This is a genomic window from Micrococcus sp., assembly GCF_030523875.1.
Classification (GTDB): Bacteria; Actinomycetota; Actinomycetes; order Actinomycetales; family Micrococcaceae; genus Micrococcus.
Map to the genome: position 1 here is coordinate 1 of NZ_JAUNHR010000031.1, position 24,354 is coordinate 24,354.

The 24,354-nt window shown below is 74.5% G+C and carries 26 protein-coding genes; 9 read left to right on the top strand and 17 right to left on the bottom strand.

From position 1 onward, the window contains the following. The 3 genes from Q4D18_RS05845 to Q4D18_RS05855 form a co-directional block, all read left to right on the top strand. Positions 1 to 716, top strand: a 716-nt coding sequence (locus Q4D18_RS05845) for an LLM class flavin-dependent oxidoreductase (RefSeq protein ID WP_303126523.1), incomplete at its 5' end; no start/stop codon positions are given. 145 nt (positions 717 to 861) lie between these two features. Continuing rightward, entirely contained in the window at positions 862 to 1,569 is a 708-nt protein-coding gene (locus Q4D18_RS05850; protein ID WP_303126524.1) for a Tat (twin-arginine translocation) pathway signal sequence, read from the top strand. After that, positions 1,569 to 2,363 (top strand): hypothetical protein, encoded by a 795-nt coding sequence (locus tag Q4D18_RS05855; protein ID WP_303126525.1) that lies wholly within the window; start codon positions 1,569 to 1,571, stop codon positions 2,361 to 2,363. The genes Q4D18_RS05850 and Q4D18_RS05855 overlap by 1 nt, the downstream gene beginning before the upstream one ends. A 122-nt stretch (positions 2,364 to 2,485) precedes the next feature. On the opposite strand, the gene Q4D18_RS05860 is transcribed toward Q4D18_RS05855, so the two are convergent. From Q4D18_RS05860 to purS, 10 genes are all read right to left on the bottom strand, one after another. Beyond that, positions 2,486 to 2,866, bottom strand: a complete 381-nt coding sequence (locus Q4D18_RS05860; protein ID WP_303126526.1) for a YtxH domain-containing protein — start codon at positions 2,864 to 2,866, stop codon at positions 2,486 to 2,488. A 159-nt stretch (positions 2,867 to 3,025) separates the two neighbouring features. Beyond that, positions 3,026 to 3,745 carry a DUF1206 domain-containing protein gene (locus tag Q4D18_RS05865; RefSeq protein ID WP_303126528.1) on the bottom strand — a complete coding sequence of 240 codons (720 nt, stop codon included), beginning with the start codon at positions 3,743 to 3,745 and terminating at the stop codon, positions 3,026 to 3,028. A 133-nt stretch (positions 3,746 to 3,878) separates the two neighbouring features. Continuing rightward, positions 3,879 to 4,742 carry an anti-sigma factor gene (locus Q4D18_RS05870; protein ID WP_303126529.1) on the bottom strand — a complete coding sequence of 288 codons (864 nt, stop codon included), beginning with the start codon at positions 4,740 to 4,742 and terminating at the stop codon, positions 3,879 to 3,881. After that, positions 4,735 to 5,274, bottom strand: coding sequence for an RNA polymerase sigma factor (locus Q4D18_RS05875; RefSeq protein ID WP_303126531.1), 540 nt, complete (start codon positions 5,272 to 5,274; stop codon positions 4,735 to 4,737). Before Q4D18_RS05875 ends, Q4D18_RS05870 begins: the two co-directional genes overlap by 8 nt. An 86-nt stretch (positions 5,275 to 5,360) precedes the next feature. After that, entirely contained in the window at positions 5,361 to 6,113 is a 753-nt protein-coding gene (locus Q4D18_RS05880; protein ID WP_303126533.1) for a class F sortase, read from the bottom strand. Further along, on the bottom strand, positions 6,106 to 6,924 hold the full coding sequence (locus tag Q4D18_RS05885) for a DUF4397 domain-containing protein (RefSeq protein ID WP_135030721.1): 819 nt from the start codon (positions 6,922 to 6,924) through the stop codon (positions 6,106 to 6,108). The genes Q4D18_RS05880 and Q4D18_RS05885 overlap by 8 nt, the downstream gene beginning before the upstream one ends. A gap of 225 nt (positions 6,925 to 7,149) precedes the next feature. Continuing rightward, positions 7,150 to 7,644, bottom strand: a complete 495-nt coding sequence (locus tag Q4D18_RS05890; RefSeq protein WP_303126535.1) for a hypothetical protein — start codon at positions 7,642 to 7,644, stop codon at positions 7,150 to 7,152. A 273-nt stretch (positions 7,645 to 7,917) separates the two neighbouring features. Continuing rightward, positions 7,918 to 10,224 (bottom strand): phosphoribosylformylglycinamidine synthase subunit PurL, encoded by a 2,307-nt coding sequence (gene purL, locus Q4D18_RS05895; protein ID WP_303126537.1) that lies wholly within the window; start codon positions 10,222 to 10,224, stop codon positions 7,918 to 7,920. Next, positions 10,221 to 11,018 (bottom strand): phosphoribosylformylglycinamidine synthase subunit PurQ, encoded by a 798-nt coding sequence (gene purQ, locus Q4D18_RS05900; protein ID WP_303126538.1) that lies wholly within the window; start codon positions 11,016 to 11,018, stop codon positions 10,221 to 10,223. The genes purL and purQ overlap by 4 nt, the downstream gene beginning before the upstream one ends. Further along, on the bottom strand, positions 11,018 to 11,296 hold the full coding sequence (gene purS, locus Q4D18_RS05905) for a phosphoribosylformylglycinamidine synthase subunit PurS (protein WP_303126539.1): 279 nt from the start codon (positions 11,294 to 11,296) through the stop codon (positions 11,018 to 11,020). Before purS ends, purQ begins: the two co-directional genes overlap by 1 nt. A gap of 316 nt (positions 11,297 to 11,612) precedes the next feature. Here purS and Q4D18_RS05910 point away from each other — a divergent pair, with 316 nt between their 5' ends. The 3 genes from Q4D18_RS05910 (at position 11,613) to Q4D18_RS05920 (ending at position 13,577) form a co-directional block, all read left to right on the top strand. Further along, the gene (locus Q4D18_RS05910; protein WP_303126540.1) at positions 11,613 to 12,728 is read left to right on the top strand and encodes a hypothetical protein; all 1,116 of its coding nucleotides are present in this window, start codon (positions 11,613 to 11,615) and stop codon (positions 12,726 to 12,728) included. 155 nt (positions 12,729 to 12,883) lie between these two features. Further along, positions 12,884 to 13,090, top strand: coding sequence for a hypothetical protein (locus Q4D18_RS05915; protein WP_303126541.1), 207 nt, complete (start codon positions 12,884 to 12,886; stop codon positions 13,088 to 13,090). A 97-nt stretch (positions 13,091 to 13,187) separates the two neighbouring features. Next, positions 13,188 to 13,577 (top strand): YchJ family protein, encoded by a 390-nt coding sequence (locus Q4D18_RS05920; protein ID WP_368389634.1) that lies wholly within the window; start codon positions 13,188 to 13,190, stop codon positions 13,575 to 13,577. 25 nt (positions 13,578 to 13,602) lie between these two features. Here the strand turns inward: Q4D18_RS05920 and Q4D18_RS05925 are convergent, their stop codons facing one another. From Q4D18_RS05925 to Q4D18_RS05945, 5 genes are all read right to left on the bottom strand, one after another. Continuing rightward, a complete protein-coding gene (locus Q4D18_RS05925; RefSeq protein WP_303126542.1) occupies positions 13,603 to 13,752 on the bottom strand; it encodes a hypothetical protein in 150 nt (49 codons plus the stop codon). A 49-nt stretch (positions 13,753 to 13,801) separates the two neighbouring features. Beyond that, positions 13,802 to 13,999: a helix-turn-helix transcriptional regulator gene (locus Q4D18_RS05930; protein WP_303126544.1), complete on the bottom strand. Its 198-nt coding sequence runs from the start codon at positions 13,997 to 13,999 to the stop codon at positions 13,802 to 13,804. 3 nt (positions 14,000 to 14,002) lie between these two features. Then, positions 14,003 to 14,545: a hypothetical protein gene (locus Q4D18_RS05935; protein ID WP_303126545.1), complete on the bottom strand. Its 543-nt coding sequence runs from the start codon at positions 14,543 to 14,545 to the stop codon at positions 14,003 to 14,005. A 76-nt stretch (positions 14,546 to 14,621) separates the two neighbouring features. Beyond that, the gene (locus tag Q4D18_RS05940) at positions 14,622 to 15,635 is read right to left on the bottom strand and encodes a DUF952 domain-containing protein (protein WP_303126546.1); all 1,014 of its coding nucleotides are present in this window, start codon (positions 15,633 to 15,635) and stop codon (positions 14,622 to 14,624) included. Beyond that, a complete protein-coding gene (locus Q4D18_RS05945) occupies positions 15,632 to 16,675 on the bottom strand; it encodes a 3-methyladenine DNA glycosylase (protein WP_303126547.1) in 1,044 nt (347 codons plus the stop codon). The genes Q4D18_RS05940 and Q4D18_RS05945 overlap by 4 nt, the downstream gene beginning before the upstream one ends. Before the next feature lie 229 nt (positions 16,676 to 16,904). Between Q4D18_RS05945 and Q4D18_RS05950 the strand changes: the two genes are divergently transcribed. Continuing rightward, a complete protein-coding gene (locus tag Q4D18_RS05950) occupies positions 16,905 to 19,880 on the top strand; it encodes a S8 family serine peptidase (protein WP_303126548.1) in 2,976 nt (991 codons plus the stop codon). A gap of 133 nt (positions 19,881 to 20,013) precedes the next feature. Here the strand turns inward: Q4D18_RS05950 and Q4D18_RS05955 are convergent, their stop codons facing one another. After that, entirely contained in the window at positions 20,014 to 20,538 is a 525-nt protein-coding gene (locus Q4D18_RS05955) for a TspO/MBR family protein (protein WP_303126550.1), read from the bottom strand. Between the two features lie 21 nt (positions 20,539 to 20,559). Continuing rightward, positions 20,560 to 21,846, bottom strand: a complete 1,287-nt coding sequence (locus Q4D18_RS05960; protein WP_303126552.1) for an aspartate kinase — start codon at positions 21,844 to 21,846, stop codon at positions 20,560 to 20,562. 214 nt (positions 21,847 to 22,060) lie between these two features. Between Q4D18_RS05960 and Q4D18_RS05965 the strand changes: the two genes are divergently transcribed. Together Q4D18_RS05965 and Q4D18_RS05970 are read left to right on the top strand one after the other, a co-directional pair. After that, on the top strand, positions 22,061 to 23,053 hold the full coding sequence (locus Q4D18_RS05965; RefSeq protein WP_303126554.1) for an ABC transporter ATP-binding protein: 993 nt from the start codon (positions 22,061 to 22,063) through the stop codon (positions 23,051 to 23,053). Further along, positions 23,050 to 24,309: an ABC transporter permease gene (locus tag Q4D18_RS05970; protein WP_303126555.1), complete on the top strand. Its 1,260-nt coding sequence runs from the start codon at positions 23,050 to 23,052 to the stop codon at positions 24,307 to 24,309. Before Q4D18_RS05965 ends, Q4D18_RS05970 begins: the two co-directional genes overlap by 4 nt. The last annotated feature ends 45 nt before the right edge of the window (positions 24,310 to 24,354 follow it).

Here is a 24,354-nt window from a genome sequence, read left to right on the forward strand (position 1 = left end):
CCGTGATCTACCAGGCCGGTGCCTCGACGCGCGGCCGCGCCTTCGCGGGCAAGCACGCCGAGGCGGTGTTCATCAACGCCCCCACCAAGGAAATGGCCGCCGGCACCGTGAAGAAGATCCGCCAGGCCCTGGCCGATGCCGGCCGCGATCCGTATGACGTGAAGATCTTCGCCATGCAGACCGTGGTCACCGGCCCCACGGACGAGGCCGCGCAGGCGACGTTCGAGGACCTCGTCCAGTACGTGGACCACGAGGGCGCGCTCGTGCTGATGTCCGGCTGGATGGGCATCGACCTCAAGCAGTTCGCCCTGGACGAGCCGATCGGCGACGTGCAGTCCAACGCCATCCAGTCCACCGTGGAGACCTTCAAGAAGGCCTCCGGCTCGGACGAGGAGTGGACCGTGCGGCGCATGGCCGAATGGGTCGGCGTCGGCGGCTTCGGCCCGGTCATCGTGGGCGGCGGCGCGTCCGCGGCCCGGCAGCTGGCCGAGTGGGCGGATGCGACGGACGTGGACGGCTTCAACCTGGCCTACCACATCACCCCCGGCACGTTCGAGGACGTCGTGGAGCACGTGGTGCCCGAGCTGCAGGCGCTGGGCCGCTACAAGACGGAGTACGCCGAGGGCACGCTGCGCCACAAGCTGTTCGGCCGCGGCGACCACCTGCCGGAGGCCCACCACGGCGCGTCCTTCGCGCTGCGCCGCCGGCAGGGCTGAGCGGCCCTGAGGCCCGACGCCGGCGCCCGCCCCCGCCGAGGGGGTGGGCGCCGTCGCGCGTCCGGGCCGCGTCCAGGCCCGCTCGGTAGGGTGAGGCCCAGCACAGCGGCGGGCCGACCGCCGTCCCGCCTGTCAGGAGGAGAACATGCAGCGCAGACGTGCCGTCCACGCGGCAGGGCTGGGGGCCATCGGGGCCCTCGTCCTCGCCGGGTGCGCGAGTCAGCCGCCCGCCGCGGGCGAGGCCTGGGAGCGGGCCCGTGCCCAGATCGACGGCGCCGAGTCCGTCCGGATGTCCTTCGTGAGCACCGACGGCTCGCAGTCGCCGCGCGTGATCACGTGGGACCTCGCCGGCCCGCTCGAGGGCACGGACGGCACCACCGAGGCGTCCATGCTGGTGGGCGAGGACTCCTGGATGACCGTGGAGACGCGCACGGTGGAGGGCAAGTCCTATGCGCGCATCATCACGGAGGGCCCGGACGTGCCGGCGCAGGTGGCCGCGCAATACCGCACGGACGGGTGGCGGGAGACCCCCTCCCAGTCCCAGGAGAACCCGATCGGGGGGACCCTCGAGACCGTCGCCCTGCCCGCCGCCGACGCCCTCGCCGGCGCCGACGTGCAGCCCGAGGAGGTCGAGTGGTCCGGCGGGACCGCCCACCGCTACCAGGTCCCCGCCCAGGCCGCCGAGGCCGCGCGTCAGGAGGGGGACACGTTCACGGTGCGCGCCTTCACGGTGGACGACGACGGCTCGCTCGTGGGCCTGCGCGTGGAGGACGGCACGCAGGTCCAGGAGCTCACCCTGACCGACTGGAACCAGATCGAGCCGGCCGAGGTGCCGGAGGAGGTGGAGCAGTGATGCGCCCCGACCGCAGCCCCCGCCCCGCGGCCCGCCGCGTCCCGGCCCGCCGTGCCGTGCCCGCGGCCGTGCTCGGCCTCGGCGCCGCCCTGGCCCTCACCGCGTGCGGCGCCTCCGGTGAGGACGCCTCCGCCGCCTGGGACCGCGCCCGCGCCCAGCTCGAGGGCGCCCAGTCCGTGCGCATGACCACCGAGGTGAGCACCGACGCCGGCGTGGTCGGCGGCGGTCTGGGCATCCCGGACGCCACCGAGGTCGCCGGCGCCGTGGACGGCGGGGACCTGGTCTACACGGGTGAGTTCCGCGCCGGGCAGCACACCGCCCGGGACGAGACCCGCGTGGTGGGCGGGAAGCAGTACCACCGGTTCGCGGTGGAGGAGCGCGGCGGCGTCGCCGGCCCGGAGCGCCCCGAGTACGCCCAGAAGTGGCAGGAGACCCCGGTCAGCCAGGGCCTGAGCATGCGCGCCGTGGTGGACGGCCTGCTCGCGGGCGTGCCCGCCGCCGGCGGCCTCGAGGGCGCGGCCGTGGACGCCGACGGGATCCGGCGCAGCGGCGAGGACGCCGTCCGCTACGTCCTGGAGCAGCCCGTCGCCGGCGCCGGGGACGCCGCCACCCGCCTGAAGGCGTTCACGGTGGCCGAGGACGACGGCGCCCTGCTCACCGTGGAGACCGTGTCCCCCGGCACCGAGGGCACCGTGACGTTCTCGGACTGGAACGCCGTCGAGCCCGTCGAGGCGCCCGCGGCGGACGAGATCGCCGCCCCGCCCGCCGCGCCGGAGCCCGCCCCGGCCGGGTGATCACCCGGCCCGGGCCTGTGGCTCCGGGTGGACACGCGACGACGCCCCATCTCCGCGAGGAGGTGGGGCGTCGGCGTCGTGCGGGTCCGGCACTCAGGCGCCGGGACCGGGCGTCCGCCGGATCAGGCGTTCGCGGGGCCCTCGTCGCCGAGCGCGGTGGAGGGGTCCGAGATGATGTCCGGGTCGGCGCCGGTGGCGTTGGCGGCCGGGACGTTCTCGTTGTTCGAGACGGTGACCTGGTCCTTCTTGTCCTCGTTCACGTCGGACTCCTTCTTCTCCTCCGCCTTGGCCTTCACCTCGGCGGCCTTCTCCTGGGTCTTGTCCTTGGCGTCGGAGGCGACGGCCTGGGCCTTCTCCTTGGCCTGGCCGACCTTCTCCTGGGTCTTCGGATCGCTCCAGAGCGTCTGGGCGTTCTGGGTCATCTTCTGGAGGTTCTGGCGGCCCTCGGCGCTGCCGAGCAGGTAGCCGGCGGCGGCGCCGACGGCGAGAGTGAACCAACGCATGGTGTCTCCTTCTGAGTCGTGGCGGCCCGACCGCGAGGGTCGGGCTCGGGGCGCCCGTCCGGCGCCGTCGGGTCCACCTTGGCCCCCCGGGGCCGCCGCGTCAACATCCGAGCGCATGATGACGCGGGAGTCGGGCCCGGGGCTGCGGCGGCGGGAGGATCAGCCGGGCATGCGGTCGTAGCGTGAGCGCAGGAACTCGTAGACGCCGTAGAGGACCAGGCCCAGCCCTACCGCGCCCAGCAGCCAGGGCCCGAAGGGCTGCGCCAGCAGCGTCTTCAGGGCGCCGTCCATGCCCGTGCTCCGTGAGGGATCGTGCTGGACCACCGCCAGGACGAAGAGCGCCCCCACCAGGGCCAGCACGATGCCCTTGGCCGTGTACCCCACCACGCCGGTCACCGCGAGCGCTCGGGACACGTCCTCGCGGGACGGGGAGGTGAGGTCCTTCGCGAAACGGCGGGTCATGCCCTTGTGGATGTGGTGGCCGCCGATGCCCACGATCACCAGGACGATCGCCACGAGGAGCGTCGCGCCCGCCGGGTGCCCCAGGAGCGTGGCGGTGAAGGACCGGGTGGCCTCGCCCGAGTCCCGGCCCGCACCCACGCCGGCGGCGGCGAACGTGCTCGCGACGGCGGCGAACACCACCGCCTTGCCGGCGTCCTCCACGCGGTCAAGGGTCTCGTCCCCGCCCCACACGGCGGCGGCCAGGTGCCAGACGGCCAGCGAGGCGCATCCGGCCACCGTGATCCACAGCAGGACGAGGCCCGCCGGGTTGTCCGCCAGGAGTCCGGCGGCGCCGGACTGGTCGGCGTCGCCGCCTCCGCCCCGGGCGAGGTCGAAGGCGAGCAGGCCGATCAGGACGTGCAGGATGCCGTTGGCCACGTGGCCCAGTCGGGCCAGGCGGCGGAACGGGGCGCGGGACGCGCGGGGTCTGCCATGCCGGAAGCCTCGTGCGGGGGACGCGGACCCGGGTGCCCGGGGTCACACGGTGACGGGTCCTGAGCCCGGCCCGGGGTCAGGACCGGCGGACCATCTCGCCGACCCACAGCGACGTCCCGGAGTGGGTGGGATCGCCGTCGAAGTGCTCGTGGGAGACGTCCACCACCGGGTACTCCCCGAGTCGGACGCCCTCGGGGACGGTCAGCACGGCGTCCTCCGAGGTCACCGTGCCCAGGGAGATCATCCGGCTGGCCGCCTCGTCCCGCAGCCACACCTCGAGGTAGCCGTCCTCGGCGTCGGGCACGGCGGGCACGTGGACGGCGAGCCGCATCTCCCCGTCCGACTCGCGGCGCATCTCCGCCCGGGCCAGGGTCCCGCCCTGCGTGAGCGGATCCAGCCGCGCGTCGCCGAGCAGCTCCTCGGTCGGGGTCGGCTGGGCCACCGGGGCGCCGTCCGTGCCGCCGTCGCGCCCGGACAGGGCCATGCCCACGCCGAGGCCGCCGACCACCAGGCCGGCCGCCGCGGCGGCGGCCACCGGCCACCAGCGGGTCCGCTCCGTCCGCGCCGCGGCGCGGGCGGCACGGCGCTCGCTCAAGGGGACCACGACGTCGTCGCGCCCGTCCGTCCTGGCCGTGGAGGCGGCCACGGCGTCGGGGGCCGCGTCCGCCCGGTCCGGGGCGTCCAGGTCCGCGGCGATCCGATCCCACAGGCCCGCCGGCGGCGCGACGAGGTCGGGCGCCGGCCCGCCGAGGGCGGCGAGGACGCGCAGCGTGCCATGCAGATCCTCGAGGGAGCGCGCATCGAGCCCGACCGCGACGTCGTCCGGGACGGGGGCGGGACCGGCGAGGCCGCGGACCGCGTGGTCCCGGTGCAGGCGCACGGCGAGGTCGGCCACCTGGTCCTCGGCCAGGCGGCCCTGCTGCGGGGGCTGCTCAGACACCGGACACCTCCAGGCTCTTCCTCAGCGCGGCCAGGCCGCGGTGGACATGGGACTTGACGGTGCCGAGCGGCAGGGAGAGCCGCTCGGCGATCTGCGGGTAGGGCAGGTCCTCCAGGAACGCCAGCCGCAGCACCTCGTCCTGCGGCGGGCCGAGCTGGTCCAGCGCCTGCCGGACCACCAGGGACGCCACAGCGGACTCGCTGACCCTGTCCCCCGCACCGTCCTCGCGGGGCAGGTGGCCCGCCTCGGCCTCGACGGTGCGGGCCTGGCGGACTCGTTCCGCGCCGACGTCAGCGACGACCCGCCGCGTGATGCCGGTGAGCCAGGCGCCCAGGGGGCGGGACGGGTCGTAGGTCCCCCGGGACCGCCAGGCGCGGGTGAAGACCTGCTGCGCCGCGTCCTCGGCGTCCTCCCGGTGTCGCAGCGACGCGGCGCACAGGGAGAAGACGAGCGTGCCGTGCCGGTCGTAGGCCTGCCGCATCGCCTCGGGGTCCCCGTCGGCGAAGCGACGGGCGACGTCGTCGTGGTGCATGGGCGTTCTCCTCACCGCACGGCTCCCTCGAAACCGGGCGGCGTCCATCCGCGTCGGTGTCTCCGCGTGTCCGTCCAGGGTAACGCTCAGTCCGCCACCGGTATGGCGGTCACCACGATGTTGTCCGTGTAGTGACCGGTGGCCTCGTCCCATTCGCCGCCGCACGTGATCAGGGTCAGCACCGGGTCCCCGGTCCGGCGGAAGTGGGGGGTGAAGTCCAATCCCGCCTTGCCGAACGCCGCCACCGACGTGACGACGTGCCGGCGTTCGACACCCTCGGCGTCCACGACCGTCAGCTCGTCGCCCACCTCCGACTCCCGCAGGGCGTAGAGCCGGCCCACGGGATTGCGCGGCGAGCCCGAGTGGGAGGCGATCACGGCCGATCCGGCGGCGTCCCCGGGCGCGGGCCCGTGGCGGTACCAGCCGGCGACGTCCGGGTCGTCGGGGAGCTCCATCCCGCCGTCCGCGAGAACGCCGGTGGGCACCACCTCCATGTCCGTCCCGATCGCCGGGTAGACGAGCCGGACGGGTGCGGCGGTGCGCGTCGGGGGCGCGTCCGTGGCGGGGCGGACCGGGACCGGTGTCCTGCTCGACCCGGCCGATGCCGTGACGGACGGCGGGCCCTGCGACAGTGCGACCGAGGCGGACGCCGACGCGTCAGGACGGCCCACCGCCGGCGAGATCGGCTCGGGGGTCCCCGGCGCCCCCGCGCCGACGGCGATGCCGTCGGCCGGGGCGCAGCCGGAGGAGGCCAGCAGGACGGCCGCCGCCGCCACCAGGGTGGGGGCGAGCCCCGTCCGGCGGCGACGGCGACCGCTCCGTGCGTGGACGTCAGGCATGGGCCGCCCGGCGGCGGGCCACGGTCCAGGAGCCGGCGGCCAGCGCGGCGAGGGCGGCGCCGCCGGCGGCCAGCAGACCCGCGGACGGACCGGCGGGGGCCACGTCCACGTCGGCGGACACGGCGGTCGGCGCCATGTGCTCGGCCTCGACGGCCTGGGTGGCCAGGGCCAGGGTGCCGTCCTCGGCGGAGCCCCAGGCGTAGGCGATCGTGGTCATGCCCTCGGCCACCTCGACGTCGGCCGGGCCCAGGACGGGCTCGGTGGTGCCGGCCACGGAGATCGCGGCGGGGACGGTGCCGGCGGGGATCTCGAGGGAGGCCTCATCCGGGTTCTCCAGGCCCGGCACGACGACCTCGTCGCCGGCCCACACGTCCACGGCCGGGGCGGCGGCGATGTGGCGCACGGTCAGACGGCCCTCGCCGGCGGCCAGCTCGTCGGTGTCGTTCTCGAACGCGGTGACGGTGGGGGCGCCCTCGGCGTCCAGGTGGGCCGCGGCGGTGTAGTTCCCGTCCTCCTCGAGGGTCAGGTCCACCGGGCCCAGCACCGGGTCGGAGTCGTCCTCAGCGTCGGCGGCGGTGATGGCCACCTCGTAGTCCCCGGCGGGAAGCTCGAGCGGGCCGGCCAGCTCGCCGGGCTCGAAGTCGTCGAGGGTCAGTTCGCCGTCCACGTAGACGTCCACGGTCAGGCCGGGCACGCCGTGCAGGACGGACAGCTCCGCGTAGTCGTCGTGGTCCATGGCGGCGGCGGACAGGGGGGCCATCACGGCGAGGCCGACGGCAGCGGTCACAGCGGCGGGGAGGGTCTTGCGCATGGGATCAGTCCTCTTCGTCGTCGCCCCGGGGGGGCGGGTCGGATGCGGCACGGGATGTGCTCACACCAGGACTACCGGCGTGGAGGCGCTCCGGTTGCAGATCGGCAGAAGAAATTCTGCGCGGTCTGCTCCGGGGCGCTCCTGCCGGGCACGGGACAGGCCCCGAGGCGATGCCTCGGGGCCTGCGGCGGGCCCCCGTGCGGGGAGCGCGAGGGTGATGACGGGTCAGGCGTCGACGCGACGGCCGGTGCCGTTGCGCAGCTCCGTCTCGCGGCCGTGCACCGCACGCGCGCCGGCCACACCGGCGAGGGAGGACACGAGGCCGCCGAGCAGCAGGCCGCCGAAGGTCCACCAGGCACCCTGGGCGAGCTCGTCGCGGTTCTCCTCGAAGGTCCGGGCCGCCTCGTCGGCGGCCTGCTGGGCCTGGTCCTGGGCCTGCTGCACGTCCTGCTCGCTGACCTGCCCCTGCGCGTCCTGCGCGGCGGCGCCGATCTGCTCCGGGGAGACCTGGGTGGCCTGGGCCGCGGTGTTGGCGATGCCGCCCACGGCGCTCAGGCCCAGCGCGGTGGCGAGCACGCCCAGGAGGACGAGCACCGCCAGGAACGTCACGACGCCGGCCAGGATCGCACCCCACGAGATGTTCGAGGGGCGGTGGCCGCGGTCGGTGCCGAGCCAGGAGTCGCGGGCGGCGTCGTCGTGCGCGGCCACGGTCTCGTGCACCGTGGAGAACCGTGCTCCGGGGTGCGGGTCGCGTTCGCGGTGCGCTGCGGCGTCGCCGCGTGGGAGGGCTGGGGTCGGTTCTTCTGGGCCATGGTGGTCCTCTCGCTGCGGGTGGCGGAGGCGCGCCCCGTGGAGGGGACGCCTCCCTGCTCTGTGCCCTTATCTCCGCAGGTCAGGGGTCCGGCCAGGGGTGAGACGCCGCGGGCGGGAGAGGGGACCCCTCTCCCGCCCGCGGTGCGTCCGGCGCCGGTCCGATCCGGCCCGGGTCCCGGCTCAGCCGAAGTGCTTCGGCAGCGTGGCCTCCCAGGCCTCGCGCAGCTCGGCGATCGGCAGGGTGAACTGCCCCTGCACCTCGAGCGCCTCGGACTCCGCGTCCACCACGCCCAGGCGCGTGACGGTGTACCCGCGGGCCGTGGTCATGTCCGTGAAGCGGACCTCCTCGGTGCGCGGCACGGAGACCACGGCGCGGCCCTGGGTCTCGGAGAACAGGGCGGTGAAGGCGTCCACGCCGTCGCGGCGCATCAGCTCGTCGAGCACGATCCGGGCGCCGACGCCGAAGCGCAGGACCATGTCCGCCAGGGTGGCGGCGAGGCCGCCCTTGGAGACGTCGTGCGCGGCGTCGACCATCCCGTCGCGGGACATGTTGACCAGCAGCTCGCCCAGCAGGCGCTCCCGCTCCAGGTCCACGCGTGGGGGCACGCCTCCGAGGTGGCCGCGCAGGTTCGCGTACTCGGAGCCGTCCAGCTCGTCGCGGGTCTCACCCAGCAGGTACACGGCCTGGCCGTCCGCGTCCCGGCCGAAGCCCGAGGGGGTGCGGCGCAGGACGTCGTCGAACCGGCCCAGCACGCCCACGGTGGGGGTGGGGTGGATGGCGACGCCGCCGGTCTGGTTGTACAGGGACACGTTGCCGCCGGTGACGGGCACGCCCAGCACCTGGCAGGCGTCCGCGAGGCCGCGCACGGCCTCGGCGAACTGCCACATGACCTCCGGGTCCTCGGGGGAGCCGAAGTTGAGGCAGTCGGTGACCGCCAGCGGCACGGCGCCCACCGTGGTCACGTTGCGGTAGGCCTCCGCGAGGGAGAGCTGCGCGCCCGCGTACGGGTCCAGGTAGGCGTAGCGGTCGTTGCAGTCCGTGGCCACGGCCACGCCCATGCCGGTCTCCTCGTCCACGCGGACCACGCCGGCGTCGTCCGGGGCGGAGAGGGCGGTGTTGCCGCGCACGTAGCGGTCGTACTGGCGGGTGATCCAGGAGACGTCCGCCAGGTTCGGCGAGGCCATCAGCTCGAGGACGGCGGCGCGCAGCTCCTCGCCCGTGGTCGGCAGGTCCTGCCCGGCCGCGGAGGAGCGGAAGGTGTCCGCCTGGAGGGCGTCCTGGAAGGAGGGGCGGTGGTACGGGCGCTCGTACACGGGGCCGTCGTGGGCCACGGTGCGGGGGTCGACGTCCACGATGGTCTCGCCGTCCCACGTGATGACCAGGCGGCCGTCGCCGGTGACCTCGCCGAGCCAGGAGTGCTCGACGTCCCACTTGGCCATGACGGCCTCGAACGCGGCCACGTTCTCGGGGGTGACCACGGCCATCATGCGCTCCTGCGACTCGGACATGAGGATCTCGCCCGGGGTCAGGGTGGGGTCGCGCAGCAGCACGTGGGTCAGCTCCACGCGCATGCCGCCCTCGCCGTTGGAGGCGAGCTCGGAGGTGGCGCAGGAGATGCCGGCCGCGCCGAGGTCCTGGATGCCCTCCACGAGGGAGTCCCGGAACAGCTCGAGGCAGCACTCGATCAGCACCTTCTCCGCGAACGGGTCGCCCACCTGCACGGAGGGGCGCTTGGCGGGCTTGCCGCCGTCGTCGAAGGACTCCGAGGCGAGCACCGAGGCGCCGCCGATGCCGTCGCCGCCCGTGCGGGCGCCGAACAGCACCACCTTGTTCCCGACGCCAGAGGCGTTGGCCAGGCGCAGGTCCCCGTGCTTGAGCACGCCCACCGCGAGGGCGTTCACCAGCGGGTTGCCCTGGTACGAGGCGTCGAAGGCGACCTCGCCGCCGATGTTCGGCAGGCCCAGCGAGTTGCCGTAGCCGCCGATGCCCGCGACGACGCCGTGCACCACGCGCGCGGTGTCCGGGTGGTCGATCGCGCCGAAGCGCAGCGGGTCCATGACGGCCACGGGGCGGGCGCCCATCGAGATGATGTCCCGCACGATGCCGCCGATGCCGGTGGCCGCGCCCTGGTACGGCTCCACGAACGAGGGGTGGTTGTGGGACTCGACCTTGAAGGTCACGGCCCAGCCGTCGCCGAGGTCGGTGACGCCGGCGTTCTCGCCGATGCCGACCATCATGTGGCGCTTCATCTCCTCGGTGAGCTTCTCGCCGAACTGGCGCAGGTGCACCTTGGAGGACTTGTAGGAGCAGTGCTCGGACCACATCACGGAGTACATGGCCAGCTCCGCCGCGGTGGGGCGGCGGCCCAGGATCTCGCGGATCCGGGCGTACTCGTCCTCCTTGAGGCCGAGCTCGGCCCAGGGCTGCTCGAGGTCCGGGTGCGCGGCGGCCTGCTCGACCGTCTCGATGCTGAACTGCTGGCTCATGCGGCGCCTCCCCGGCTCGCGAGGGTGGTCAGGACGGAGGTGAAGAAGCCGAGGCCGTCGGTGCCCGTGCGGACGCCGTGCTCGGTGTCCGGGCCGAAGCCCACCTCGACCGCGTGCTCGGGGTGCGGCATCAGGCCCACCACGTTGCCCGCGGGGTTGGCGATGCCCGCGATGTCGCGGCGGGAGCCGTTGGGGTTCCAGCCGACGTAGCGGAACACCACGCGGCCCTCGCCCTCGAGGCGGTCCAGCGTGGCCTCGTCCGCCACGTACTGGCCGTCCTGGTTCTTCAGGGGCACGGTGATGGTCTGGCCCGGCTCGAAGTCGCGGGTCCAGGCGGTGTCCGTGCTCTCCACGGACAGCTGCTGGTCGCGGCAGATGAAGTGCAGGTGGTCGTTCTTGATCATGGAGCCCGGCAGCAGGTGGGACTCGGTCAGGATCTGGAAGCCGTTGCAGATGCCCAGCACCGGCAGGCCGTCCGCCGAACCCTCCGGGCCGCCGGCGGCCTTGGCCACGGCGGTCATCATGGGCGCGAAGCGGGAGATCGCGCCGGCGCGCAGGTAGTCGCCGTAGGAGAAGCCGCCGGGGATCACCACGGCGTCCAGGCCGGCCAGCGTGGCCTCCGGGTCCTCGTCCGCGTGCCACAGGGACACGGCCTCGGCGCCGGTGAGGCGCACGGCGCGGAGGGCGTCGACGTCGTCGAGCGTGCCGGGGAAGGTCACGACGCCGATCCGGGCGCCGTTGAGCGGGGTCTGCGGCGTCGTGTAGTCGCCGATCAGGGGGATGTCCGTGGTCATCAGGCGTGCGCCTCGTCGTTCGTCTCGGACTCGTCGATCACCGCGACGTTCACCACGTCCTCGATGACCGGGTTGGACAGCAGCTCCTCGGCGGCCTTCCGGGCCTGGTCCAGGATCTGCTCCGTGACCTCGCCCTCCACGGACAGCTCGAAGCGCTTGCCCTGGCGGACCTGACTGAACTCGGTGAACCCGAGGCGCGGCAGGGCGCCGTTGATCGCCTTGCCCTGCGGGTCGAGGATCTCGGGCTTGGGCATGACGTCGACGACGATGATGGGCATCCAACGCTCCTGGTGTGTGAGGGGGCCGTGCGGGTGGTGCTACGGGGCAGGCAGAGGAGAGCGGTGGTGCCGTCTCACGCCGGGGGCCCGGACGCTCCGCGAGCTTGCCCCGCCAGTCTACCGAGGGGGCGTGCGGCTCTGCCCTCCCCGCCCCGCCCGCCCTGCGCGATCCGCCGGGTCGACGCTCTTTCGCAGGGTCGCCCTGATTCAGGGCGACCCTGCGAACGGATGTCGACCCGACGACGTCGGGAGCTGCCCCGCCCCCGTCATCCACAGGCCCCGCGCGCGCCCGCCGGCGGGCCGCCAGGCTGGGGGCATGACCCCCGAGCCCGATCCGAGCCGTCACCTCGCCGGGCTTCCCGCGCCCGTCCTGGCACTCCTGCGCGGCAGACGGCTGCACCCCGCCGCAGGCCCGTTCCTCCAGGTGCGGCCGGAGGAGTCCACCCGGACCGGCCAGCGCCTCGTGGACGCGTGGCGGGCCGGGGCGCTGCTGCGGCTCACCCCCGGCGTCTACGTCTCCCTGGAGTGGTGGGCCGCGCTCCCGCGCTGGGACCGGTTCACCGTCGCCGCGGCCGCCCTGGCGCGCGCCCGCCCGCAGACGGTCTTCACCGGCACGACGGCGGCCCACCTCCACGGTCTGCCCCTGGTCACCGTCCCCGATCTCCTCGACGTGCGTGCCGCCCATCGAGGGCACCGCCCGCCGGGTCCGCTCGCCGCCACGCCGCTCTCGGCCGCCGGAGCGGCCCGTGTCTCCGGTCAGGACGCCGACGGCCTGCTTCCTCCGGGGCAGCGGCGGCGGTGGAACGTGCCGCGCTCGCCGGACGACGACGGACCGGCGCGCGTCACCGCGACGCTCGCCGACGGCACGCCGGTCGGCCCGGTGCGGGTGGACCCGCTGTGCACCGTGCAGCTGCTGACGGCGTGCGAGCTGCCGTTCGCGGAGGCGATCGCCCCGCTCGATGCACTGGCGATGCGGGCGTGGGGGCCGTCGTCGCGGTGGGCGGAGCGCAACCGTGAGGTGTGGCGCACGCGGGCCGGGCGCGGGCGGTTCGAGCGGGCGTGGGGGTTCGTGGACCCGCGGTCGGAGTCGGCGGGGGAGTCCTTCTCGCGGGCCGTCCTGGAGGAGCTCGGGTTCGCGCGGCCGGAGCTGCAGCGGGTGATCCACGACGCCGCCGGCCGCTTCGCGGGGCGCGTCGACTTCTGGTGGGAGGGGCCGCGGGTGACGGGGGAGTTCGACGGGATCGGCAAGTACGACATCGACCTGCATGCGAGCGAGGCGGACCGGCGTCGGTCCATCGGCCGGGAGGCGGAGCGGGACCGGCGGCTGGCGCGGCTCGTCCGTGCGCAGGTGCACTGGACCTGGGCGGACCTGTGGCGGCCGGAGTCGCTGGCGGCGGACCTCGCGCGCGCGGGGGTGCCGCGCCGGGGCTGAGCGTGCTGCGAGGGCGACGCCGGCCGGCCCTCCCGCCCCCGTCCGCCCTGCCCAGATCCATAAGGTCGACGTTCTTTCGCAGGGTCGCCCTGAATCAGGGCGACCCTGCGAACGGATGTCGACCCGACGGGGGCGGACCGGATTAGCCTGGGCGCATGATCCTGGCCCGCATCCCCCGCCGCCCTGCCCGCCTGAGTTCCGGCCGCCGCGCCGCCGCCGCCGTCGCCCCCGACTCGGGCCGCGTGCGCCCCGTCAGCCCGCTCGGCCCGGCCCTGGTGCTGGCCCTGGGCGGCGTCGCGCTCTCTGCGGTCCGCCGGATGCGCGCCCGGGCCGGACGTCGCCGCGCCGCCGATCGCGCCTGACCCGGTGACCCCCGCGCAGTCCGCGCCTGGGCCCTGTCCGTGCGGCCGGGGCCTGACCTACCCCGACTGCTGTGGCCGCTGGCACGCGTGCCACGCCGTGGACGGGACCCTCGCCGCGCCCACGGCCGAGGACCTCATGCGCTCGCGGTACACGGCGTTCGCCCGCCTCGGCGCGGCGGATCCCACGTCCGACGACGGCGCCCGCACCGTCACCACGATGGTCGCCTACCTGCGCGCCACCTGGGCGGCCGAGACGCGGCCGTCCGCGGCGGACCTGACCCCGGCCCCGGACGACCCGGCCACGTGCTTCACCCGCCTCGCGGTCACGGACACCACCAGCGGTGGACCCTTCGACACGGTCGGCACGGTGATCTTCACCGCGCTCGGCCGGGACGCCTCCGGTGGGCGCGTGCGCCTGACCGAGCGCAGCCGGTTCCGCCGTGAGGACGGCGTCTGGTGCTACGTGGCCGGGGACGTCGCCGGCTGAGGCGGGCGCGCCGTCGTCGTCGGGGTCAGAACGAGGAGAGGAACCCGGCGGCCACGCTGAGGATCAGGCCCGCGATGCACAGCAGGGCGACGATCGTGACCACCGGCCGGGTGCGGCGCGGGGACTCGTCCGGGGTGAGGTCGGCGTCGCGCAGCTCGGGGGGAAGGCCGGTCATGGTGCTCCTGGGGTGGGGCCGGTCGGGGTCGAGCCAGTCTACGGGCGGGTCAGTCCGCGTCCGGGGTGAACAGGTCCTCGATGCGCCGGCCGAACACGGCCGCCAGGCGGAAGGCCAGGGGGAGGGAGGGGTCGTAGCGGCCCTTCTCCAGGGAGATGACGGTCTGGCGGGAGACGCCGAGCTCGTCCGCGAGGCGCTGCTGGGACCAGCCCAGGCGGGCGCGCTCGGTGGGGATGGAGTTCTCCACGGCTCAGCCCCGCCACTTCAGGAGCAGGTAGCGGACCGCGGCGGAGGCGGCGGCGACGACGATCAGGGCGGCGCCCGTCAGGGAGGAGGACAGCTGCCACCCGGTCATGCCGATCACGAACGTGCCCAGCCCGATCACCACGAGTAGGTCACCGAACGCCCCGGACTGCGCCTTCTCCAGCCAGCGGCCTTCGACGGTCTCCTCGGTGTTCCGGATCGCGCCGCGGATGGTCGTGCGATCCACGAGCCGGACCCAGGCGACGCCGGCGCCGATCGGCAGGGACGTGGCCGCCATGACGAGGCCCATGATCCAGGGGTAGCGAGGGTCCGGGTGCTCGCGCAGGGTGGCCAGGCCGTAGGCGGCGGCGCCGATCAGCAGCGCGATGAGCAGGCCCAGCACGAGGCTCACGAGGAGCAGTCGTCCCGTGCCGCCGCCGAGCCGGGCGGACCTGCCCCAGCGGGGGCGCGTGTCCCGGCGGGGGTCGGTGGTGGTGTGGGACGCCTCGGTGGCGGGGGTGGCGACGTCGTGGGTGTGCGGGGAGGTCATGGCCTGCTCCTTCGTGCGGTGCCGGGTCCCGTGCCCGGCGATGTGAAGCAAGCTTGACAGTCAAGCGCGCTGGACGTCAAGCACCCTTGACTTCCTCTGCGCCCCCGGTGGTGTCACTGGACGTCTCCCGAGCGTGGGCCGGGGCCGGTGGCACGAGGGCCAGCCACAGCGGCTCGAGCTCGAACCCGAGGGCCTCGTTCATCCGCAGCGCGGCCGTGTTGACCTCGGCCCCGCCGGTGCCCCAGACCCGTCCGCCCGCCGCGTGGGTGACCAGCACCGACGCCGCCTTCACGGCCTTCCCCACGCCCTGGCTGCCGCGCCGCTGCGTCACCGCCGTCCGGTCGACGTCCCAGCGCTCCGCCCCTCGTCCGTCCTCCACGCGGTTCAGCAGGGTGAAGCCGATCAGGTCCGCATCCGCGAACGCGCCGACGGCGATCCCGTCCTCTCCAGCGATCCGCGCCTCGAGGTCCTCGGGCAGGGGTGTGTGGAACGAGCCGTCGGTGCGCGGGAAGCGGGGAGCGGCCTCGGCGTCGAGAGCGCGCAGGGAGTCCAGGTCCGCAGCCTCCAGCACCCGCACCTGGACCCCCAGCGCCTCCACCGCGGTGACGAGGTCGCGGTAGGGGGTGAGGTCGGCGTCGCCGGCCAGGTGCAGCCGGGCTCCCCAGGACCGCGACCGCACCGTCCACCCGGCGTCCTGCAGGGAGGCGGCCTCCACGGTGTCTTCACGGAGCACGCGGGCGCCGCCCTCCGGCGCGGGGACGGGCGTCATCAGCTGCACGGGGACGTGGTCCCAGGCCACCGTGCCGGGGTGGACGTGTGGGAAGAGCTCGGAGGCGGGGTCGGCCGGGTCACCGGGCTCGCGGCGCACCGCGAAGCCGGACCCGGTGAGGGCCTCCTCGTCCATCGCCACGAGGAACGCGTCCGGACGGTCTGAGTACACCGCCGAGGCCACGGCCGCGGCCTGCCGGGCGTCCTCGGAGGCGTGCAGGAAGCCGACCTCGGGGAACGTGGCGCCGCGCGTGGACACCGCGTAGCGGCCCGTGCGGCGGGCCTCGGCCCAGTCCTCCGACAGGGAGATGTGCAGGATCATGGCGCGAGCGTATCGGCGTGCCCCGCCGCGTCGGCCGCGTCCAGCACCGCCAGCAGCCTCGACCGCAGCGCCTGGCCCCGCTCGGCGAACTCCCGCTGCCGCCGGGCGTACTCGGCGCGCCCGGCCGGCTCCTCGATCCGCATGGCCTCGTAGCCACCGACGCCGTCGGACAGGTCGTCCACGCCCGTCAGGTCGTACGGGGAGGCCTCCATGTCCAGGCGCCGGATGTCCCAGGCCAGGTCGAAGCAGTCGGCCAGCAGGTCCGAGTCCACGAGCGGCACCAGCTTGTACGCCCACTTGTAGAGGTCCATGCCGGCGTGCAGACAGCCGGGCTGCTCCATGTCCCGCATCCCCTCCCGCGTCGGCTGCACGCCGTCCTCGCCCTCGTTCAGCCCCCGCGCCTCGGGGGCGAAGAAGCGGAACGCGTCGAAGTGCGTGCACCGGATCCGCGAGCCCTCCACCACGGCGTCGGTGCCCTCGGCGCCGAGCCGCAGCGGCAGCTGCGAGTGCCGCACCCCGTGCACGTCCGAGCGGTAGGCCATGGCCCACTCGTGCAGCCCGAAGCACCCCAGCCGCGGCGCCCGGTCCGCCGTGCGCGCCAGCAGCTCCCGGGTGAAGGCCGCCCCCGACGCGCGGTCCGCCAGGAACGCGGCCACGTCCACGGTCCAGCCGCCCACCTCGCGCCCCTCCAGCACGACGCCGGGCACCTCGCCCGCCTCGACGCGTCGCCAGTGCCGCCACTCGCCCCGCGCCGCCGTGCCCAGTTCGGCGGCCTCGGCGGCGGGCTCGGCGCCGCCGTCGGCGGCGCGGTCGACCCCCGCGGCCGGGGGGCTGCGCTGGAGCGCGGCGGGGGTGTGGGTGTAGTAGCCGAAGAGGAAGTCCTGCACGGGGTGCTTCTCCCCGCGCATGCGCAGGGCCACCAGCGGGTCCGTGCGGCGGGCGATGCGCGCGCGGTGGGCCCGGGCGCGGGCACGCCAGTCCTCGGGCGCGAGCACGACGGGGGGACGGGCGGTCGGGAGCAGGGGGGAGGGGGAGGGCATGGCGGGTCCATTCTCCCGGACTGGGGGCGGCGGAGGGGTCGCCGTCATGTTCCTCCACGTGAGCCGCCTGTCCGCACTCTGGACACCCGCCTGGCGCCGCCCGTGCGTCCGGGTGTACATTCCTGCCATCGTCTGTGGTCCACCTCACATCCTCGCCTCTCATCCGGAGGCACGCACGGAGGTGGACGGCCGGACTCGCACCCCTCGTGATGAGAAAGGCGGAGGCCCCATGCCCCGTTCCACCACCCCCGCTCCGCGCTTCCGCCGCCTGGCCGCCGCCGTCGCCGGCCTCGGCCTGGTGGCCGCGCCCGCGCTCGCCGTGCCCGCCGGCGCCCTCGACCTGGGCGGCGGCGCCGTCGCCCAGAGCCCGCAGGGCCCGCTGCGCCAGGACCATCCCTTCGAGGCCGGCCGCTACTTCGTGGTCCTCAAGGAGGCCCCGTCCGTCGTCGCCGAGGGTGCGCAGGCCGCCCCGGGCGCCGCGCCGAAGGCCAAGTTCGACGCCGGCCACCCCCGCGTGAAGGCCTACGAGGCCAAGCTCGAGCGCCAGCAGGAGAAGCTGGCCGCCAAGGCCGGCGTGGAGCCGAAGCTGCAGTTCCAGCGTGCGGTCAACGCGTTCGTCGCGGAGCTCTCCGCGGATCAGGCCGCGACGCTGGCGAAGGACCCCTCCGTCCTGGCCGTCACCCCGGACGAGCAGCTCGCTCCGGACTACACCTCCACCGAGTTCCTCGGCCTGTCCGGCAAGAAGGGCACGTGGAACACCACGTACGGCAAGCCGGTCAACGCCGGCAAGGGCGTGGTGGTCGGCGTGATCGACTCCGGCATCCACCCGGACAACCCGTTCATCGACGGCAAGCCGGTGGGCCCGCTGAAGGGCAAGCCGAAGGTCGGCGAGCCGTACCGCACGGCCGACGGTCAGATCGCCATGCTCAAGGCGGACGGCACCACCGCCGTCGCCGAGTGCGAGACCGGCCCCGACTTCCCGGCGTCGTCCTGCGACTCCAAGCTCCTGGGTGCGTACGCGTTCTCCGAGGACTTCGAGCGGTACGTGCCGATCGACGAGCGCGACCCCGCCGAGCGGATCTCCCCGCTCGGCGTGTTCTCCCACGGCACCCATGTGGCCACCACGATCGTCGGCAACACGGACGTGGAGCAGACCATCAACGGGGACTCCTTCGGCACCGGCGCGGGCGTGGCCCCTGCCGCGAAGCTGATCTCCTACAAGGTGTGCTGGGAGGACACCGATCCGGACACGGGCGGCTGCTACACCTCCGCCTCCGTGGCCGCCGTGGAGCAGGCCATCGAGAACAACGTGGACGTCATCAACTACTCGATCTCCGGCAACAACACGTCCGTGGTGGACCCGGTGGCCATGGCCTTCCGCTCCGCCGCCGAGGCCGGCATCTTCGTCTCCGCCTCGGGCGGCAACTCCGGCCCGACGCCGAACACCGTCAACCACTCCTCCCCGTGGGTCACCACGGTGGCCGCGGAGACGTTCTCCAACGAGCTGACCGGCACCGTGGAGCTCTCCGACGGCACCAAGGTGCGCGGCGCCTCCTCGGCGCGCACCGGCGTCGGCCCCGCCGAAGTGGTGCACTCCAGCGAGGTGGCCGCCGCGGGCGCCACCGCCGAGGACGCCCGCCTGTGCGTGCCCGGCTCCCTCGACCCGGCCAAGACCGCCGGCAAGATCGTGCTGTGTGAGCGCGGCGCGATCGCCCGCGTGGACAAGTCCCTGGCCGTGGCTCAGGCCGGCGGCATCGGCATGATCCTGGTGAACGTGACCCCTGGCTCCCTGGACGCGGACGTCCACTCCGTGCCCACCGTGCACACCAACGACGCCTCCCTGATCGAGAAGGTCAAGGCCGGCGGCGTGGTCGCGACCATCGTCCCGCAGGACACCACCGGCCTGCCGGAGGAGCCGCTGCCGCAGATCGCCGGGTTCTCCTCGCGCGGCCCGTCCAACGCCGTGAACCAGGAGTTCCTCAAGCCGGACGTGGCCGCCCCCGGCGTCAACGTGATCGCCGGCGTCTCCCCGCTGGATCCGTCCTACGACGGCAACACCTTCGGCCTGATGTCCGGCACCTCCATGGCCTCGCCGAACCTGGCCGGCATGGCCGCCCTGCTGATCGGCAAGTACCCGGACTGGTCCCCGATGGCCGTGAAGTCCGCCCTCATGACCACCGCCGGCGACGTGTTCAACGCCGACGGCTCGGTGAACGAGGACAACTTCGCCACCGGTGCCGGCTCGGCCGACCCGAAGGCCGCCGCCCGTCCGGGCCTGGTCTACGAGTCCGGCGCGGAGCAGTGGGACGCCCTGATCATGGGCGAGCTGCGCGGCCGTGACGTCAACGTCCCGTCCGTGGCCATCCCGGACGTGGTGGGCACCACCACTGTCACGCGCACCGTGACCGCCCTCGAGAACGGCCGCTGGCAGTTCTCCGAGGACATGCCCGGCTACGACGTCACCGCGTCCCCGTCCGTGCTGGACCTGAAGGCCGGTCAGTCCGCCGAGGTCACCCTCACCATCACCCGCACCGACGCGGCGCTGAACGAGTGGGCCCACGGCTCCTTCTCCTGGTCCACCGCCAAGGGCAAGGCCGTCCCCACGGTCACCTCGCCGATGACCCTGAAGTCCGTCGCGGCGATCGCCGAGACCGCCGTCCAGGGCACCGGGGCCTCCGGCTCCGAGCAGGTGACCATCCAGCCCGGCTTCACCGGTCAGCTGACCCCCACCGTGCTCGGCCTGAACAAGGTGGACGCCCAGGCGGTCACCCTCGAGCCCGGCCAGGCCACCGTCCGTCAGATCACCGTGGGCGAGGGCGTGGAGTCCGTGACCTTCGCGGTGGACTCCGGCGCGGACACCGCCGACTGGGACATGCAGGTGACCACGCCGTCCGGCCAGAAGGTCACCTCGGCCACCGAGTCCTCGGACGAGTCCGTGACCATCCAGAACCCGGCACCCGGCACCTACCAGGTGCTGGCCCAGCTCTACGCGAACCCGGCCGGCGCGGACACCGCGTCCCTGGAGACCGTGCAGCTGACCTCGGACGCCGGCAACCTCACCGTCTCCCCGAACCCGGTCCCCGTGACCGTGGGTGAGGAGACCGAGGCCACCGTGTCCTGGGAGGGCCTGACCTCCGGCACCTGGCGCGGCCTGGTGCAGTGGGCCGAGGGCATCGCCACCGACGTCGAGGTGACGGTCCCCTGACCGCCCGCCCCTGACGGGTCGGCTCGCCTCTGACGGGCACCCCTGACGACGACGCCCCCGCACCTTCACGCTGAAGGTGCGGGGGCGTCGTCGTGCCCGCGGCGATGCGGCGCAGGACCGGGCTCGCGACGCGTCAGTTGACGGCGTCGATGCGGGCGGAGAGCACCGTGGCGAAGGTGCACCAGCCGGCGTAGGGCACCAGGAGGGCGCCGGAGGCGGGGTCCAGCTGCCCGGCACGGCGGGCGAGGTCCCAGGAGGAGGCGGCCAGCAGGGCGGCCTCCGCGGCGGCCACCTTCATGTTCTTGCCGCGGAAGAACAGGGCCGACCAGCCGGCGTTGAGCACGAGGTTCGCCCCGAGTGCGCGGCGGTAGTTCCGCACCCGCTGCACGGCCTGGGTGTGCTCGCGCGGGGTGGGCATGGAGTCCTCGGGGCCGGGGTCCGCGATGCGCTCGCCCGCGGTGAGGGCGCGCGCGGACGCGCCGATGATGGTGCCGTACAGGGCCGTCCACGCGATCGGGAACACCGCGGCGGGCGGCTGGATCTCCGGCTTGCGCAGGCTCTTGTACCAGCGGCTGTCCGGCTTCGTGGCGATGGTCCCGACGACGGCGGTGGCGCCCACGGCGAGGGCGCTCTGGATCAGGTTGTCCTTGAAGGTCATCCCCTCAGGGTAGGCCGACGGTCAGCGGCCGGTGCCCCCGTACACGGTGGCCTCGACGTCGGTGTCCAGGCCGAAGGCGGTGTGCACGGCGCGGACGGCGTCGTCGAGCTTGTCCTCGGAGGTGACCACGGAGATGCGGATCTCCGAGGTGGAGATCAGGTCCACGTTCACGCCGGCGTCGGAGAGGGCCTTGAAGAAGGTCGCCGAGATGCCGGGGTTCGAGCGCATGCCCGCGCCGATCAGGGAGAGCTTGCCGATCTCCCGGTCCGGGACGATCTCCTCGAAGCCGATGGACTCCTGCGCGGCGCGCAGCGCCTCCATGGCCTCCTTGCCCTCCACGAGCGGCAGGGTGAAGGAGATGTCCGTGCGGCCCGAGCCCTGGCGGGACACGTTCTGCACGATCATGTCGATGTTCACGTTGGTCTCCGCGATCACGCGGAAGATCTCGGCGGCCTTGCCGGGCACGTCCGGGACGCCGACGATCGTGACCTTGGCCTCAGAGCGGTCGTGGGCCACGCCGGAGACGATGGGCTGTTCCATGGGAGCGCCTTCCTCGAGGGTGATGGTGTCGTTCGGGTCGGGCATGATCCAGGTGCCCTCGTGGTCGGAGAAGGAGGAGCGCACGTGGATCGGCACGCCGAAGCGGCGCGCGTACTCCACGGAGCGCAGGTGCAGCACCTTGGCGCCGGAGGCGGCCAGCTCGAGGGTCTCCTCCGAGGAGAGGCGCTCGAGCTTGCGGGCCGAGGGCACGACGCGCGGGTCCGCCGAGTACACGCCGTCCACGTCCGTGTAGATCTCGCACACGTCCGCGCCGAGCGCGGCCGCCAGCGCCACCGCGGTGGTGTCCGAGCCGCCGCGGCCCATGGTGGTGATGTCCCTCGACTCGGGGCTCATCCCCTGGAAGCCGGCGACGATGGCCACGGAGCCGGCGTCGAGCGCCTGACGCACGCGCTCCGGGCTGACCTTCACGATCCGCGCGCGGCCGTAGGAGGCGTCCGTCATCATGCCCGCCTGCGAGCCGGTGAAGGAGCGGGCGTCCACGCCCTGCGCGTGGATGGCCATGGCCAGCAGGGACATGGAGATGCGCTCGCCCGCGGAGAGCAGGATGTCCATCTCGCGGGCGGGGGCGTCGTCGGTGAGCTCGGCGGCGAGGTCCAGCAGCTCGTCCGTGGTGTCGCCCATGGCGGACACCACCACGCAGACCTCGTGGCCGGCGCGCTGCGTGGCGACGACGCGGCGGGCCACGCGCTGGATGCCCTCGGCGTCGGCCACGGAGGAGCCGCCGAACTTCTGGACGATCAGGCTCACGGGACGGGATCCTTCCGGACGGGGAGGCGGACGGGCCGGGGCCGGACGGTCCGGGAGGGACCAGCGCCGGGACGCGGCTGGGGTCAGTCTAGGGGCGTGTGCCAGGGGCGTCCGGCGGGTGACCCCGGACGTCCGCCTGGTGGACGAGGTCCGCGCGACGGGGATCATCCCGTGGTCGGATCCCCGAACGGCGGGCGGGGCCCAGGATGGGGACATGACCACCACAGCCCTCCCCGCCCCCGGCGGCATCACCGCCCACGGCCTGGCGCGGTCCTTCGGTGCCGTGCACGCCGTCCGGGACGTGTCCCTCACCGCCCCCGCCGGGTCCGTGACCGCGCTGGTCGGCCCGAACGGCTCCGGCAAGACCACGCTCATGCTGATCCTCGCGACGCTGCTGCGCCCCGACCGGGGGTCCGTGTGCGTGGCGGGCGTGGACGCCATGACGGACCCGGCGGCCGCCCGCGCCCGGCTGGGCTGGATGCCGGACACCCTCGGCGTGTGGGAGGCACTGACCTGCCGGGACATCCTCGCCAGCCTGGGCCGGCTGTACGGGATGGGCGCCGCCGACGCCGACGCCCGGGCCCGGGAGCAGCTGGCCTGGGTGGGGCTCCAGGAGTTCGCCGACCGGCCGGCGCGCGTGCTCTCCCGCGGCCAGCAGCAGCGCTTGTCCCTGGCCCGGGCCACGGTGCACCGGCCCGCGGTGCTCATGCTGGACGAGCCCGCCAACGGACTGGACCCCACCTCCCGGCTGCGCCTGCGCGACGACGTCCGTGCCATGGCCGCGCAGGGCACCGCGGTCCTGATCTCCTCGCACGTGCTCTCCGAGCTCGAGGAGATGGCCGACCGCGCGGTGTTCGTGAACGCGGGGGCCACGGTGGCCGTCAAGGACCTCACCGGGGCGGACGACGCCGCCGGCGAGCGGCCCTACCGCATCGCGGGGCCCGACCCGTCACGCCTGCCCGAGCTGGTCCGCGCCCTCGAGGCGCGCGGCGTGCCCCTGGAGGCCGGCCCCGAGCGGCACCGGCCCGGCGTCGTGGTGCGCCTGCGTGGCGAGGACGCCGCGGCGGCCCTGCTGGCGGACCTGGTGGCCGCCGGGGTGCCCGTCAGCCGCCTCGCCCCCGAGGGCTCGCGCCTCGAGAACGCCTACCTGGACCTCGCCCTCGACGGCGGCGCCCGCCCCCAGCCCATCGAAGGAGACCGCGCATGAGCACCGCCCTGGACACCCGCCCCACCCCCGGCGCCGCGCCGCAGGACCCCGGCACGGGTCCCGCGGGCCTGTCCGGCGGCGCCGCCCTGCGCACCGTGGTGGGCATGGAGCTGCGCCAGCGGCTGCGCTCCCGCGGCTGGTACGTGCTCCTGGGGCTGTTCTTCCTGCTGGTCGGGGCCGTCACCCTCGGGGCCCTGGGGCTGCGCGCCCTCAGCGCCGGCGAGATGACCGGCATGGCCGCCGCCGACCAGGAGGCCGCGCTGCGCACGGCCGGGCAGTGGATGTTCGACGGCGTCCTCATGTTCACCCTCACCCTCGCCCTGCTCGTGGCGCCGGCGCTGGCGGCCAACGCGATCTCCGGTGACCGGGCGGGCGGCACGCTCGCGATCACCCAGGTGACGCTGCTGTCCACAGGGCAGCTCATGGCCGGCAAGTGGCTGGCGGCGTGGATCGCCTCCGCAGCGTTCGTGGCCGCGGCGCTGCCGTGGCTGGTGGTCGCGGCCGTGGTGGGGCGCGTGCATCCCCTCTACGTCCTGGTCGGGATCGTGATGATCCTCGTCGAGTTCGCGGTGGTCACCGGGATCGGCGTCGCCGTGTCCGCGATCGCCGGACGCACCCTGTTCGCCGTCGTCGTGACGTACCTGCTCGTGGCGGCCCTGACCATCGGCTCCGTGGTGGCGCTCGTGCTGTCCCTGCAGTTCACCTCGATGACCGTGCAGGCGAGCCAGCCCGAGTTCGCGTCGCCGGAGGAGACCCTCCCCGATGAGGAGGCGGCGTCGATGAGCGACGACGACTGGGAGGCCTACTACGCCGAGCAGCAGCGGCAGTTCCCCCAGGCATACGACAACATCGCCGACCGGTGCGTGGGACCGGTGACGGACCAGGAGGTCCCCGACGGGCGCCGGGTGGCCTGGCTCGTGGCGCCGAACCCCTTCGTGGTGGTGGCGGACGCGTCCCCGTGGATCGTCCGTCCGGCCGGGTCGTCGGCCGGCTGGGCCCCGGAAGCCGGCCCGCTGAACGGGCTGTCCGCGGTGTATCGGCAGGCGCAGCGGGATCCGCGGGCGTCGGTGGAGTGCCTCGACGGTGAGCTGCGCGGCATCGACCAGAACGTGATGCCGACCCGCGAGGGGACGTGGCCCATGTGGCCGCTGGGCCTGGCCATGCAGGGCGCGCTGACCGCGGGGCTGCTGTGGTGGGGGCACCGCCGGCTGGACACCCCGGCCGGGCGGCTCGCCGCCGGCACGCGGGTGGCCTGAGCAGGTCCCGGTCCCGGGCTGTGTCCGCGGCACCCGCGGCACCCG